The sequence below is a fragment of the Novosphingobium sp. fls2-241-R2A-195 genome (assembly GCF_030209485.1).
In the GTDB taxonomy this organism is placed as follows: Bacteria; Pseudomonadota; Alphaproteobacteria; order Sphingomonadales; family Sphingomonadaceae; genus Novosphingobium; species Novosphingobium resinovorum.
In genome coordinates this window covers 1-14009 of the sequence record NZ_JARVRY010000008.1, presented here as the reverse complement: position 1 = coordinate 14009, position 14009 = coordinate 1, and the positions used below count along the sequence as shown (strand labels likewise).

11 protein-coding genes and 2 tRNA genes are annotated in these 14009 nt (G+C 57.9%); 7 read left to right on the top strand and 6 right to left on the bottom strand.

The window, feature by feature from the left end:
* Positions 1–116: 116 nt before the first annotated feature.
* Positions 117–530 carry a response regulator gene (locus QRN25_RS08480; protein WP_285018682.1) on the top strand — a complete coding sequence of 138 codons (414 nt, stop codon included), beginning with the start codon at positions 117–119 and terminating at the stop codon, positions 528–530.
* A 312-nt stretch (positions 531–842) separates the two neighbouring features.
* Here QRN25_RS08480 and QRN25_RS08475 read toward each other — a convergent pair whose 3' ends face one another.
* Positions 843–1658 carry a transglutaminase-like domain-containing protein gene (locus QRN25_RS08475; protein ID WP_285018679.1) on the bottom strand — a complete coding sequence of 272 codons (816 nt, stop codon included), beginning with the start codon at positions 1656–1658 and terminating at the stop codon, positions 843–845.
* Between the two features lie 5 nt (positions 1659–1663).
* Complete coding sequence (locus QRN25_RS08470) at positions 1664–2602, bottom strand: transglutaminase family protein (RefSeq protein ID WP_285018677.1); 939 nt, start codon at positions 2600–2602, stop codon at positions 1664–1666.
* A 14-nt stretch (positions 2603–2616) separates the two neighbouring features.
* Here QRN25_RS08470 and QRN25_RS08465 point away from each other — a divergent pair, with 14 nt between their 5' ends.
* From QRN25_RS08465 to QRN25_RS08455, 3 genes are all read left to right on the top strand, one after another.
* Positions 2617–3408 carry an N-formylglutamate amidohydrolase gene (locus QRN25_RS08465; RefSeq protein ID WP_285018674.1) on the top strand — a complete coding sequence of 264 codons (792 nt, stop codon included), beginning with the start codon at positions 2617–2619 and terminating at the stop codon, positions 3406–3408.
* Positions 3409–3520: 112 nt separating this feature from the next.
* On the top strand, positions 3521–5659 hold the full coding sequence (locus QRN25_RS08460) for a hybrid sensor histidine kinase/response regulator (RefSeq protein WP_285018672.1): 2139 nt from the start codon (positions 3521–3523) through the stop codon (positions 5657–5659).
* A gap of 95 nt (positions 5660–5754) precedes the next feature.
* Entirely contained in the window at positions 5755–6138 is a 384-nt protein-coding gene (locus QRN25_RS08455; RefSeq protein ID WP_285018669.1) for a molybdopterin-dependent oxidoreductase, read from the top strand.
* 61 nt (positions 6139–6199) lie between these two features.
* Here QRN25_RS08455 and QRN25_RS08450 read toward each other — a convergent pair whose 3' ends face one another.
* The gene (locus QRN25_RS08450) at positions 6200–7393 is read right to left on the bottom strand and encodes a tyrosine-type recombinase/integrase (protein ID WP_285018666.1); all 1194 of its coding nucleotides are present in this window, start codon (positions 7391–7393) and stop codon (positions 6200–6202) included.
* Between the two features lie 185 nt (positions 7394–7578).
* Positions 7579–7661 (bottom strand) — tRNA-Met (locus tag QRN25_RS08445).
* A gap of 71 nt (positions 7662–7732) precedes the next feature.
* Here QRN25_RS08445 and QRN25_RS08440 point away from each other — a divergent pair.
* The 3 genes from QRN25_RS08440 to QRN25_RS08435 all read left to right on the top strand — a co-directional run bounded on the left by QRN25_RS08440 (position 7733) and on the right by QRN25_RS08435 (position 10774).
* Positions 7733–8929, top strand: a complete 1197-nt coding sequence (locus QRN25_RS08440; protein WP_350224242.1) for a tyrosine-type recombinase/integrase — start codon at positions 7733–7735, stop codon at positions 8927–8929.
* A gap of 350 nt (positions 8930–9279) precedes the next feature.
* Entirely contained in the window at positions 9280–9486 is a 207-nt protein-coding gene (locus tag QRN25_RS26350; RefSeq protein ID WP_350224241.1) for a helix-turn-helix domain-containing protein, read from the top strand.
* A 136-nt stretch (positions 9487–9622) separates the two neighbouring features.
* A complete protein-coding gene (locus QRN25_RS08435) occupies positions 9623–10774 on the top strand; it encodes a hypothetical protein (RefSeq protein WP_285018662.1) in 1152 nt (383 codons plus the stop codon).
* A 243-nt stretch (positions 10775–11017) separates the two neighbouring features.
* Here the strand turns inward: QRN25_RS08435 and QRN25_RS08430 are convergent, their stop codons facing one another.
* Entirely contained in the window at positions 11018–13588 is a 2571-nt protein-coding gene (locus QRN25_RS08430) for a toll/interleukin-1 receptor domain-containing protein (RefSeq protein WP_285018660.1), read from the bottom strand.
* 339 nt (positions 13589–13927) lie between these two features.
* Positions 13928–14004 (bottom strand) — tRNA-Met (locus QRN25_RS08425).
* Positions 14005–14009 lie beyond the last annotated feature (5 nt).

Here is a 14009-nt window from a genome sequence, read left to right as displayed (position 1 = left end):
AAGTGCCAATGGCGCGGTGCCTATGGAGCCCAGTGCGAAATCCAGCGTGAGCCTGCTGGCATGCTGGATCAATTCCGAGGCTCTCGACGTTGCTGCTCAAAACACCTGGAGCAGACATGCCGGACGATTGCAGACCTTTTGCCCTTATCGCGGATGATGATCCTCTGGTGCGGATGAATTCGGCCGAGATCCTCGAGAATGCCGGATTTGATGTATTCGAGGCGAATGGTGTGGAGCAGGCGGCGCAAATCCTGGATGCCAATGGCGGCAAAATCAGCTTGCTCTTCACCGACGTCCAGATGCCGCCGAGCCAGCGCGACGGCTTCGATCTTGCCAGAGTGTGCGCCGCTGCCTGGCCCGACGTTCACATTCTCGTCGCCTCCGGAATGGTCCAACCAACCGAGGATGACCTGCCCGAGGGGGCCATCTTCATAAACAAGCCCTTCAGTACCGAGGTGGTCTATGATCGCCTGCAGGAACTGCTGCCGGACGATGAACAACCAGCGCCGCTCAGGCAGGCGAACCCGTAAAGGGCCGCTTTCCGGTAAAAACTGTGCTGGTTTAAAGACGAGGCAGGTAAGCGTTGCTCACAGGTCACTTCGCAGCAGATGGCCGTTTGAGACCGGCAGTCGAGGGGTTCGCTTGTGTCGCAACGCCGCTCGGCGAAAAGTTTCTGACCAAGCCTTTTGCGGTAGAAACGCTGGGCGCGCGGATCGGCGAGATGATTCCCGAAGTGTAGAAGGACACTTCATGTCACCGGCCTCGAGGAATTCTGAAAGCACGGCCATCAGCGCTTGAGCCGTGGAAGGCCCAGCTGCGTGAACTGGAAGGTTATGCCCAGTTCATCCGGTGGGCTCGACTTCAGCCGCATAAACATCGAACCTTACCAATTCGGCCTGACCAAAAGCAGTGGTGAGGGCGACATCGGTCGCATCTCGCCCGCGGGCCATCAGAACCCGGCCGATCCGCGGCTTGTTGTGACGAGCGTCGCGCGTGTACCAGTTGCCGTCGATGTAGACATCGAACCACGCGCTGAAATCCATCGGTGCATCCACCGGCGGTACCCCGATATCGCCAAGATACCCTGTGCAGTATCGGGCCGGAATGTTCAGGCAGCGGCAAAACGTGATGGCAAGATGAGCGTAGTCGCGGCACACGCCCTGCCGTTCCTGGTAGCCGTTCCACGCGGTCTTGTCCGGCCGGGCGTGGTGATAGCCGAACTCTATGTGGTGGTGCACGAAATCGACGATCGCATCCACCCTGTCGCGCGCAGTGAGGTAGTGACCAAAGTTGCTCCAGGCGACATCCATGAGACGGTCGGTTTCGCAATAGCGGCTTGCAAGGAGGAACGGCATCACGAAGTCGGGCAGATCTTCGACGGCCATCTGGGGCGCGTTCGGAGCGGAAAAGTCAGGCTCGCCGTTATCCTCGATCACGAATTCGCACGATAGCGTCGCGCCTCCCGGCGGCAGACTGAAGCGCGTGGCCACGTTTCCGAAAGCGTCCTCGAACTGATAGAGCGGGATATCAGGATCGGCCAGGAGCCGCTGAGCAGATCGCAAGTCCTGATGCCGCGAGGGATGCAGGCTCAGCAGTGCCATCATCGCGGTCTTCGTCTCGGTTTCGAAGCGTATGTCGTATCCGCAGCGGATCAGCATGCACGTTACTTTCCTAAGGCGCCGGCAAGCCGGCTGTTGACGGCGCCGAGGCCGGAGGATGGAAACTCATCGGGATCAGCCCGGCGGACATCGACGGTGACATCCATTCCGAGGAAACTTGCCGGAAGGCCAAACCATGTCCCCGAGAGCGGTATCGCCTGGTAGGGATCACGCGCGACCGCGACGCGGATCAGACCTCGATTGCCGACGATGCCGTTTGTTGGATCGAACTCGACCCAACCCGAACCGGGGAGGAAGATGCGTACCCAGGCATGGGTGTTGCCCCCGCCGACGACACCTTCGGATCGTGACGGGTTGTAGACATATCCCGATACGAACCGGGCCGCGAACCCGAGCGCTCGAACGCCCTCTATCATCAGCAGGGCAAAATCGCGGCAAGTGCCCTGTCGCTTATTCAGCGTCTCGATCGGCGACTGTGTGCCCTTCTCGTGGCGCGCCACGTAAGTGAAATCTCGCTTGATGCTCATCGCCATCGAGGTCAGCAGCGCGATGGTTTCGGTATTGCCGTCGTTGCTGACGAAAGCGCGGGCCCAGTTGTCGACAACACGTCCGGGGTCAAGGTGCTGGCGTTCGATCGATCGCAGCAGGTCGGGCATGTCCTCCGCCGAATAGGTAAAGGGAAACAGTCGCGCATAAGCCTCGACATCGACGTGCTGCTGTGCGATCGGGGCGTGTTCCAGCGTGGCCTCACTGACAATGACGAGGCTGTCCGCGCGGCGATCGAACAAGGCAATGGCAACGGAATTGCCGAACACATCATGCAGCCAGCGAAGTTCGGTCGGCTCGGGATCGATGGCGAGCCGGGCTGAAAGCAGGCGCTGGTCAAACGCTTCGCGCGGCCGCATCATGATCCGATGTTCACCAAGCGAAACCGGCTGCTGGTAACGATAGGCGGTCGAGTGACGGATCGTCAGCAGCGGCATGGAAGGATTTCCTGATGGCCGGGCGCAAGGCGGATAAATTGTTGGGGCCGGACGATCCGGTGCCGTTCGAGATATTCAACGCAGCCGGAACCTCACCGTTCCTGCTTGTCGGCGATCACGCCGGCGCTGCCGTGCCCCGGGCGCTCGACGACCTCGGTCTCACCTCCCACGATCTGGCACGACATATCGCTGTCGACATCGGTGTCGTCGAACTCGGCAGGCATCTCGCCCTGCAGCTGGACGCAGTTTTCGTATTTCAGCTCTACTCCCGCCTGGTCATCGACTGCAATCGCGACCCCGCTCGTGCCGACGCTGTTCCCGAAGTATCGGACGGTACGCCGATCCCCGGCAATCACGGATTGACCCAAGCGGCGCGAAGCGCACGCGTGGTCGAGATTCATTCACCCTATCATCGGGTTATCGGAGAGTTGATCGACGAACGCCGCGCGGCCGGTGAATCCACGCTCCTTCTGTCGCTTCATAGTTTCACGCCCGCCATGGACGGTCTGGTTCGCCCATGGGATGTGGGCATCCTGCACTGGCTGGGAAACACCGGTTTAGCGTTGGCGATGCGCGATCGCCTCGCCGACAAACGCGACATTACCGTGGGAGACAACGTACCTTATGCGATGGACGATACCGATTATACCGTCCCCCGCCACGCCTTCTCCCACGGTATTGCGTATGCCGAGATCGAAGTGCGCCAGAACCTGATCAGCAATCTTGCCGGCCAGAAATCGTGGGCGCGTCGCCTGGGCGATGCCGCACGCGAGGCGCAAGCCATGCTGAATGGGAAAGGAGAATAGCTGCCGGGCTCGGAATTCTCGCGCCAAGGTCGTACCATGCCAGACTTTGCTCGTTCATTCCTGATCGTCATGACCGTACTGCCATGCTAAGGGCATGGGCTGAAAGGTTTCAATGACCCAAAATCGCGTATCCTGGCTGGAATCGAACGCATCGCAGTCGTTCCTCGTAGAAGCCAGCGAACGCTTGGCATCGGCCAGGTCGATGCCAGCGGTCGTAGAGGTACTGCGTGATACGGCGCGCGGCGCAATCGGCGCCGATGGGATCGCAGTCGTGCTCAAGGACGGCGACGAATGCTCGTACGTTGCCGAAGACGCCATCGCCCCGTTGTGGAGTGGACGCAGATTTCCTGCCGACCAGTGCATTTCCGGGTGGTCGATGCAGCATGTCGAGACCGTGATTGTCAGCGATGTACGAGCGGATTTGCGCATTCCACAGACCGCTTATGAACCTACGTTTGTTCGCAGCCTTGCTATGGTGCCGATCGGTCGCCCCGATCCTGTCGCTGCGCTGGGCGCTTACTGGTCTACCACGGGAACTCCGCCCGAGGGAAGCATTGCCCGACTGGAAAGCTTGGGCCGGCTTGCGGCGATCGCTGTGGAAAATGCAAGGTTGCTCGACCTCAACCAGGAGGACGCGCGTCTCAAGGCCACCATGCTGGCGGCAGGGCGGATGGGCCTGTGGTCGTTTGACGTGGCGTCGGGCACGCTCGATGCATCCGCAGCCTGCCGAAAGAACTTCGGACGCGATCCGGCGCTGCCATTCACCTACGAGGACCTGCAATCGGCGATCCATCCGGATGACCGAGAGTGGGTCAATGCCGCCATTGCCACGAGCCTGACGACGCGTTGCGAGTACGATGTCGAGTACCGGGTGCTGGCGCCGGATGGTGACACTCGCTGGATCGGGGTGCGTGGACAGCCCTCGTTTCGCCATGAAGGCACTCCAATCGGGTTGTCCGGTGTCTCCATCGACATCACCGAGCGCAAGAGGATGGAAGAGGCTCTGAGGACTTCTGCCGCGACGCTTGAACATCTTGTTGAGGAGCGCACGCGCGAACTCGTGCGTACGCAAGACGCGCTAAGGCAGTCGCAGAAACTGGAAGCGATGGGCCAGCTTACCGGCGGCGTCGCGCATGACTTCAACAATCTGCTCACGCCGATTATCGGCAGCCTCGACCTGCTGCACAGGCGTCAGGTTGGCAGTGAAAGAGAGCAGCGCCTCATCAGCGGTGCCTTGCAGTCGGCCGACAGAGCGCGCGTCCTCGTCCAGCGACTTCTTGCTTTTGCGCGGCGTCAGCCGCTGCATCCAGAGCCTGTGGACATGGCCGCCCTGGTCATCGGGATGGCGGAGCTCATCGGCACCACCGTCGGGCCGCAAGTCGAGCTTCGACTTGATCTCGCAGCCGAATTGCCGATGGCGATCGCTGATCCGCATCAGGTCGAAATGGCTCTGCTGAACCTGTCGGTAAACGCCCGCGACGCGATGCCTGACGGCGGCTCACTCGTCATCTCCGCGCATTTACAACGCACCGATCACTTGGCAGCACCTGGCATCGAGCCCGGCGCCTACATCGTGGTAAGCGTTTCGGATACGGGCCTCGGGATGGATGCCGACACCCAGTTGCGTTCGATCGAACCTTTCTTTTCGACAAAGGGGATCGGACAGGGGACGGGCTTAGGACTCTCGATGGCGCATGGACTGGCCCGGCAACTCGGCGGCGCGCTCACGATACAAAGCGAGCCGGGGTCGGGTACGTCCATCGCGCTATGGTTTCCGGCTACCGGTGCGAGGCAGACGGCAATCACCGCATCATCGAACCACGAGATGCACGGGTCCGGGGTGGCTCTCGTCGTGGACGATGAACCGCTCGTACGCGCGAGCACGGCCGACATGCTGGCCGATCTCGGGTTCGAGGTCGTGGAAGCCGCTTCAGGTCACGAAGCGCTTGCGCTCATCAAATCCGATGCGCGTATCTGTGTCATGATCAGCGACCATCTCATGCCCCACATGACGGGGGTCGAGCTGGTGCGCGCGGCTCTCGCCATCCGGCCGTCGTTGCCGGTCCTCATCGTCTCGGGGTATTCGGACGCGATCGGCCTTGCATCGGACCTGCCGCGATTGAGCAAGCCGTTTCGGCAGGCAGAACTCTCGATCGCGCTTGAAAAGATCATGCCGGCGAAGGAAGCCGGTCCAATCATTGTGACGGTGGTAGAAGAACCGCTCGGGACTCCCACAATCCCCATTTCTTGACAGCTTCACATGAACGATCAGCTGCGCTCATTGGACCGCTTCGGCTATCCTTTTACATAGGGCGTAAGGCTGGCGTTGCGACGTAACATCCCGACATGGGCATCGATCCCATCGAACTGCGCATCCGCAACGAACCCGAGGCCGATCCGCTGAACGGACTGCCCTTTTCCTCGCGCCGCATCGTCGATGCCTGGCACACGGGCGCGCAGGCGTTCGGGTGGGAGCAGCGCAGCCCGGTTCCCGCCAGCCGCCGCGAAGGCGAATGGCTCATCGGCATGGGCTGCGCCAAGGGGGCGATGAAAGAGAGCGAATTGCAGGTTATCCACAACCAACATAACAAATCATCATCTGCAAACAACGCTCTGCCCCATTGCCATGCTGCACCATGTTATATCGCTGCAACCCAACCAAAATTGGTTGCAATCTTTGGTTTTGACACAGAATGTGATCCAATATATTTATGTAATTCAATTGCTTGATCGAACGGCAGGCGCCATGTCTCCGGATCCATTTTTTGGTTAAATGACGATCCTTCGAGAGCTACACCCCGTGGGCGCCATTGAGGCACGTTATATATTGTGCCCAAGCAGCGAGCATCCGACGTCGTGGCGTGAGGTATAGGGCGCTGTTGTAAGCTCCTCGAACCTCGTTTTGCTCAACATGGGCGAGAGCCATTTCAACCCAATCGGCCTTGTAGCACTCAGCTTCGTTCGCCCATGTCGAGGCGATGCCCCGGAAACCGTGTACGGTTTGGCGCCCACGATAGCCCATGCGGTAGCATCCGTAGATCATAGTGTTCTGCGAAATCGGCTGTCCCAGCTTATCGCCCACGAACACATGCTTTCCAGTACTGAACTGGCGAACCTCCCTCAGCAACGCAACAACAGGCGCACTTAGTGGCACGAGATGTTCGCGTTCCATTTTCATGCGTGCGGGGGGAACCCGCCAAATGGGATCGTCGCCGTCCAGCCCCTCGAACTCGGACCATAGCGCAAGCCGCGTCTCATTGGTACGCGCCCAGGTAAGCAGAGTGAACAGCAAAGCGGCCCGCGTCACTGCCCTGCGCCGGGGGTTTTCATCACCGTCGTACTGATCGATGGCGCGGACCAGCGTGGGCAATTCCGCCACGCCTACACGCGGCATGTGCCGCACGCGCGGCTTGGGCTGCATCAGATCAGTCAGGTACTGCGCCGGATCGGTCTCCGCCCACCCCTGCGGGATCGCAAAGCGATAGATCTGACTGATGTGCTGCTTGATCCGGCGGCTCACATCGAGCGGCCCGCGCGCCTCGACGCTGCGCAGCATCTCCAGTACTTGTGCAGCCGTCACCTTGCGCACGTCGATCCCGCCGATCGCCGGGAAGGCATCCCGCTCAAGCCGTCGCAACAATCGCGACGCATGCGCGTCATCAAGCCCGGAGAGGCGATTGGCGTGCCACGCCCGCGCCACCTGTTCGAAGGTCTTTCCCTTGCGGCTTTCGTTACCAGCGCCGGGATCGAGGCCTTCGGCGAGAGCAATCTTCGCCTTGGCGCGCTCCAACCGCGCATCCCCGAGACCAACGCTCGGGTAGGCGCCGAAGGAGAGCAGCTTCTCCTTGCCCGCGAAGCGATATTTCATGCGCCAGAGCTTGGAGCCATTGGGGCGAACGAGCAGATGAAGTCCACCGCCGTCGGCGAGCTTGTAGTCCTTTTCGCGGGGCGAAGCGTGGCGAACTTCCAGGTCCTTGAGACGCATGGGGGTATCTCCTGCTGGTGCCAGGCGATTACCCCACAGAATACCCCCAAATGCAAATCGACACCCTGACGCAGAAAGGAACAGAGTGGTGCAATATGGAGCGCCAAATCCTCCCGTAAGGCGCAGAAAATAAACACAAAAAAACCGTCTCGGGTTCCCCTGAGACGGTATGGTTCAATCTACTGTGGTTGCGGGGGTAGGATTTGAACCTACGACCTTCAGGTTATGAGCCTGAGAACGGGTGTTTCGTGAACCCCTTGAATATGCGGCATTATCGGGCATAAATGGCTGAATATCGCGAGTTTCCTTTGGTCAATCGCGCGCTCTCGGAGACAGCCAATGCCAACCATATCGCAATCTAACGCGGACACAGGACGGACACAAGCATTCCGGGAGAAGCTTTCGGACCAGTCCGTGCGCGATGCCGCACCGCCCGTCACCGGCAACCGCATCATCTATGACGCGAAGCTACCGGGCTTTGGATTACGCATCACCGCAAAGGGCGTTCGCTCGTTCGTGCTGAACTATCGGTTCAAGGGACGCGAACGGCGCATCACCATCGGCCAGTATCCGACTTGGAAGCTACTCGCCGCCCGCAAGCAGGCTGAACACCTTCGGCGGCAAATCGATCTCGGGATTGATCCGCTGGAAGAGCGCATCGCCGACCGCACCGCGCCGACCGTGCGCGACCTGTTCGACCGCTACGCGCTGGAACACTTGCCGACCAAAGCGCCGCGCTCTGCCGCTGACGATCGCTCGATGTGGATCAAGGATATTCTTCCCGCCATGGGCGCGAGTAAGGTTGCGGACCTGACCTCTGCCGACTGCGACGAACTGCACCGCGCGATCAGCATCAAGCGCCCTACCCGCGCTAACCGCGTGATCGAGGTTCTGCGCAAGGCGCTCAATCTGGCGATCCGCTGGGAATGGATCGACCGCAACCCTGCCTCCGGCGCGCGCAGGAACCCCGAGCCGAAGCGGACACGGTATCTAGGCCGGGAAGAGGTCGGCAAGCTGGTACGCGCGCTGGAAGAGCATCCTGAGCGCGTTTCTGCCGATGCACTGCTGTTCATGCTGCTTACCGGCTGTCGCCGGGGCGAAGCGCTTAATGCGAAGTGGAGCCAGATCGATATGCAGCATCGCATCTGGACCAAGCCGAGCACGGAAACCAAACAGCGCCGGGAACATCGCGTCCCCTTCTCGACTGCCGTTGCCCAGCTGCTCGAACGGCGGAGCGCCGAGGCGGTAGGAACATTCGTGTTTCCCGGAAGCCTCGGCGCGCCGCTGGTCGAAGTACGCCGCACTTGGGCGAAAGCTTGCGCGGTCGCAGGATTGGAGAAGGTTCGTATCCATGACCTGCGCCATACCTTCGCCAGCCTGCTTGCCTCGTCCGGGCAATCGCTGCTCGTCGTGGGCGAATTGCTCGGCCACTCGAGCCCGCAGACGACGAAGCGCTACGCCAACCTCTACGACGATTCGTTGCGTCTAGCCGCTGAAAGCATCCCCCTCTCGGTTGGGCTAAGTGCCGAGCGGTGACATACGCTGCCACTGAAAGCCATATTCCCCGAACACCCAAAAAGCGCTTGCCATCGGTTTAGAATTGTGGGTTTTTAGGAGCGCGGGGCCATCCCGAAAGCAACTCGAAAAGTGAGCAACCAACCGAACGTGGAATTGTGACTAGACGCGCCTCGTTTGCATCAGATTGAGCCATACACGCCAGTGATTAGGCGGCGTGAAACAAAAAACTTATCGCGCGCGTAAGATCACAACGGTAGATTTAGAGCATCCGAAATCGATAGCGAATTGGCCCTGCACCTTGCTCAATCTGGTGCTGGTGACTTTTATCCTATGATTGCCGCCAGCACCCGAGATTTCGGAGACTTGCGGTGCCTACAATTCCATCTGACGATTATCTCACGCCCTCGGAGGCTGCGCGTATTCTTCGCCGCAGCGCCCGAACGCTTGCCCGTATGCGCGCCGAAGGAAGAGGCCCCAGGTATCACCGCGAAGGTGGGCTGGTGCTTTATCGGCTGAGTGATCTCAAAGACTGGTTCCTCCAGTTCACGGTCACGCCGCCGAGGTCTTGCGCGTGATGCGACGCGCAGGCGAACCGAGCGGCAGCGAGGGCGCACTGCGCGCCGCAGCACGCGCATTCCTCGGCAGCACACCGGGTATGGAGGGGGGTCTTTGTAGCACCCCCCTCCAGAAATACATTCGCGGACAAAAACCATGACGGAATTGCTTTATCGCGGGTTCGACGGACTGGACGTCAGCTTTCAGGGCCAGATTAGCACCAAGTTCGCAGAAGCTCTGGACAACGCAAAAACCCAAGCCGGTAAGTCGCACCAAAGAGAGCCGCTCGAATGGAACGGCATCTTGCTCGCCGTGTTCGAGACCGGCGCCAAAGGCGGATATGCGTTCAGCGCCACCACCGGCGAGTTCGGCGCGACATGGTTCTTCAAGCGCCCCAGCATTCACGATCCTTGGGGCGTTCGGGTATCCTGCGGTTCATTCCTGCTGGCGACCAAGGGCCTCGGCGGCGCGCGAAGTTACATCTACGCCGTCATGGCGGCCTTGGACATTACCTTGCAGCCCAACGCTGAGAGCATCGGCAGGGTAGACTACGCCCTTGATTACTTGCTCCGGGATTTCACGCTGAAGCCTGAGCATTTCGTCATGCACTCCAACGCTCGCCGTGCCGATCATCATGAAATCCATGAGATCGGCGTGAACGGCCGCTCCGGGCGCGTTACATCGGTCACGGTGGGAAAGATGCCGGGACGGCAGTTGATCGTCTACGACAAGCGCGCAGAGATCATCGCCAAACGCAAAACGGCATGGTGGGACATTTGGGACGCGACACGCGCCAAAGAGGGTCGTCCTGCCCTCATGCGCGACTGCCCCGCCGATAGCCCCATCTGGCGGGTCGAAATTCGCGCAGGCAAGCAGCACCTCAAAACACGATGGAGAATTTCATCTTGGCGCGATCTGGACACCCGCTTCGGCGACACCGTCGATGAGAGCCTGAACGCTATACGCTATGCCGCGCCGACCGATGACAGTAACCGCTCCCGATGGCCGGAAGCCCCATTATGGCAAGCTGTGCGGCAGGGCGTCAGCGACGACTTGTTCGAGATGCGCAACTTTGCCGATCCGGATTTGATCAAGTCCGTCCAACGCGCCGAGCACGATAAACTTCTGTCGCAACAAATGACCGGAATATTGACGACGCGGGCAGCTATCCTCGGCCTTGCTGCGAGCGGCCTTCCTGATTTCGCGGCACTGTCTGGCGGTCAGATGGCCGAGAATATCGAGGAAGAGCCTGAACGCTATGCCCGCAAGTTGGCAGAAGCAGCGGCGCGATACCATGTCATCGATTAGCACTCTTCGCAGGAGCCTCTCTTAGGAGGCCCCTGTGTCATATAAATGCTGGATGAAGCCTAAAATTGCGGTCCTATCATGGCAAAATCTACATCAACTGCCATTCCCAGTCCCATAATGTCAGGGTCACGACGCTATCTTAAGCATGATTATACAGAACAATATCACGCGTTCAGAGATCTATTCTGAATACATAACAACCCATCTGGAAACATTAATCTTCTCATCCAAAATAACTGAACGTCATCGATTGACCTCATACTCATCCAGCATACGATAACGCTGCCTTAATTCAGAAGCTTCTTTTCTGAGTCCCTCCCGTTCTGAAAATGGCGTCGCGGCTGCGTCAGCCTTCCCTTCAAGAATTCGGGCACGGAGAAGATGATCTGTGACGCCAAATTGAGAGTTCTTCGCCAGCTCCGTAAGCGCGCCATCAAATTCATGTTGGCCAAGCTTAATCCTTGCCTCAATGCTATGCGTCTCGCGAAGCCTATTTCTTGTTTTAAGAAATTCTGCGTCTTCTCTTGCAGTACGGCTGTCGCCAGCCTCCGCAGCAGCAATCGCACGCAAACCCCGAATAAATGGATTGCCTGCGGCCCCTCGCTGGAGGACATCCGTGAGCATCTGTTGTGCACCAACGAAATTGAGATCCCTCCGCATCATCACCATTGCAGTACGCCCGTCGGCGTATGTATTTTGGCGAGGAAGCGTGCGCAAAGCACGAATGTTTTGCTCCGCTCCGACGAAGTCGCCCTGGGCAATGCGCATGCCTATCTGAACATCCAGCAGAATAGCATTCCGACCGATATACTGCTCTTCCGTTTTCACTAACTCTTGCAGCTCCCTCCACTGCCCCTGCTGCTGGTAACAGCGCGCCAAATCCCCTATGACTTGGCCTATATATTTTTTTACCGGCCGAGCCTTAAGTAAGTTAGAAATAGCAGATTTCATGTCATTCCTATGAACGCGGTCGTAGAAAGCACGAAGGTAGTAACGTGATCGATAATTACGCCCATCAATGAACTTCAGAACTTGCTCCGCACCCGATTCATCTCCTAGACGGGCTTGTGCCCTAACAACATAAGAGAGAATTTCCTCGCGAGTGGTTTCATCCATGTTGCCTTTCAGCGCAGGCAACCCCCAGCTAACTACTCTTTTTAAAAGCTGCGGATCGTCATGGCTACGATCATACGTATCATGAACTACTTCTTGGAGAGTTGACGGAAGAAGAATGTCACGAAATTCCTCCGGCAGCGTGCCACCTTCTATTGCGGCCATGTAGGCAATTGCATCCACCAGTTCTGCCCGCAAAACGTCATCTGTCTTGGCACGCTCCCACTCTTTATCGAGCGCCTCGGAGAAAGATTTCATAAGTTCGGAAGAACCGTACCCGTGCTTACGCCTGAATAGCGACCTGATTGGCCCTGTAATTAAATAGTTCCCACCCGAGACCTCGACCAAACACGCCAGTATTAGTCCGGAAATATTTTCCCCAAATATCTCTGGCGTCACTTGGTGGCGATCGACTATGATTTTCCGCAGCACTTCGCCTGACAGTTGCGGAACCCAGCTGAGAACCGAGAGAATATCCTTTTCAAGAACACTTCTTCGCTCAAAATCTAATGCCTCGCCTAGCACCTCTTCTTGAAAACCAAAAACATCTGCTGGTTGCGTGTTTAAAAAAGCGGGCCCTTGCTGCGAAACAAGCGCTGCCGTTGCGCGTGCAATTCCAGCATGCCCACCAATAATACGAATAATTTCAGAGTTCGGAAGTTCGACTTTTGCGTGAAATGCTTGGATCGCCTGAATCATCAGCGACCGTATATCTTGCTCTGCCAATGGCGGAACTTGCAATTGAAGAACGTTAGGATGAGCCCTCAGTTCGTTCTCATGCACTAAGCGGTTGGAAACAATTAATAGTTTTGCGTCCCGTGAGCGCTCTAGTTCACGAAAAAGCACCGGAACCCACGGTTTGAGGAAGCCTTTATCCTCATATATTCCATTGCCGGTCACGACCGTCACCGCTTGTCCCAGTCGTCCAAAATGCCCAATACGTCTCGCGACTTCGTCCGCTTGTATATCTAACGATGCCGCACGGAATTGCTGAAGGTCTTGACCAATAGAATGCAATTTGAGGTCAGTTTCAATTTCCTGCCGCAGAGCACGGTACAGGTCTGCGAGGTCAGCAAATTGCGGCAACTGCAATTCGGGCCCAAAATTCAACTCTGGTGTTGCTGGAAAGCCCTCGGCCAGAAAACGCCGACCAAACGTCCGCCGACCAATCCCTGCTGTACCTGCCAACACAAACACGTTGGGTGTCTGTTCAGTCTTCAGTACGGCGTTCCCGAGAGCTGCAACACTAGCATCGACTAACGCTCCCCGACCGAAAACCTGCGATCCCGCTACACGGCTGAGCGGACCAGTAATCAGCGCACGTCGAATATAACGGGCGACTTCACGCGCGCCTCTTCCAATCGATGTGACCCAGAAACCTCGCATCCACGGCGGTAGATCAGAAAAGCTGACATCCCCTATGGGGACCACGATTATACGAAACGTAGGATCTTTGATTTTCGCAAGCCTAGCTTGATCAACCTCAAAGCCCACCCAAGGCGATTTAACCGCATTCTTCGAGGCAAACAGCACGAACATCGTGGCTTGACCAACGCGATCTTCCATCGCTTTCAAAAGGTCTTCGCCGTTAGCAAAGCTACGCGGGTAGAAGTAAGCAAGCCCGTCCGGCAGAAACTTTCTGACATGATCGACAAAGAGCTCATCGCCCCCTTCGAGTGACAGAAAAACCGTTGGAAGCATTGCACACCTCGTAGCTTATGAAACCTTTGCTTCGCATTTTTCTCAGCAAGGTCAATGTGTGAAAGTTGGCTTCCGTTAGACTGCCAGCTTGCAATTCACGCTTCCAGTTATCGGGAAAAGGTATGAACGAGTTCGTTTTGAGATATGCGCCTTCGCAAAGCGCAAAACTGAGATTTGACATCGCCGCCCAAGTCAGACGGCGAGGCATATCGTTGCACTACACAGAACTGGTTGTTCCAGTGCGGCGTTGCTCAAAAAATGTTGTGCTGGAAAACGGACCTGACGCGGACACGGCGTTTCGTGGAGCTTGGCTCATTGCGTCTAAGTTGTTGTAAGTGTTGGTTGCGGGGGTAGGATTTGAACCTACGACCTTCAGGTTATGAGCCTGACGAGCTACCGGGCTGCTCCACCCCGCGTCACC

Excerpts from the sequence above, each read along its gene's own strand:
- QRN25_RS08480 (WP_285018682.1), top strand. The coding sequence starts at position 117 with ATGCCGGACGATTGCAGACCTTTTGCCCTTATCGCGGATGATGATCCT.
- QRN25_RS08475 (WP_285018679.1), bottom strand. The coding sequence starts at position 1,658 with ATGCTGATCCGCTGCGGATACGACATACGCTTCGAAACCGAGACGAAG.
- QRN25_RS08470 (WP_285018677.1), bottom strand. The coding sequence starts at position 2,602 with ATGCCGCTGCTGACGATCCGTCACTCGACCGCCTATCGTTACCAGCAG.
- QRN25_RS08465 (WP_285018674.1), top strand. The coding sequence starts at position 2,617 with ATGGCCGGGCGCAAGGCGGATAAATTGTTGGGGCCGGACGATCCGGTG.
- QRN25_RS08460 (WP_285018672.1), top strand. The coding sequence starts at position 3,521 with ATGACCCAAAATCGCGTATCCTGGCTGGAATCGAACGCATCGCAGTCG.
- QRN25_RS08455 (WP_285018669.1), top strand. The coding sequence starts at position 5,755 with ATGGGCATCGATCCCATCGAACTGCGCATCCGCAACGAACCCGAGGCC.
- QRN25_RS08450 (WP_285018666.1), bottom strand. The coding sequence starts at position 7,393 with ATGCGTCTCAAGGACCTGGAAGTTCGCCACGCTTCGCCCCGCGAAAAG.
- QRN25_RS08440 (WP_350224242.1), top strand. The coding sequence starts at position 7,733 with ATGCCAACCATATCGCAATCTAACGCGGACACAGGACGGACACAAGCA.
- QRN25_RS08435 (WP_285018662.1), top strand. The coding sequence starts at position 9,623 with ATGACGGAATTGCTTTATCGCGGGTTCGACGGACTGGACGTCAGCTTT.
- QRN25_RS08430 (WP_285018660.1), bottom strand. The coding sequence starts at position 13,588 with ATGCTTCCAACGGTTTTTCTGTCACTCGAAGGGGGCGATGAGCTCTTT.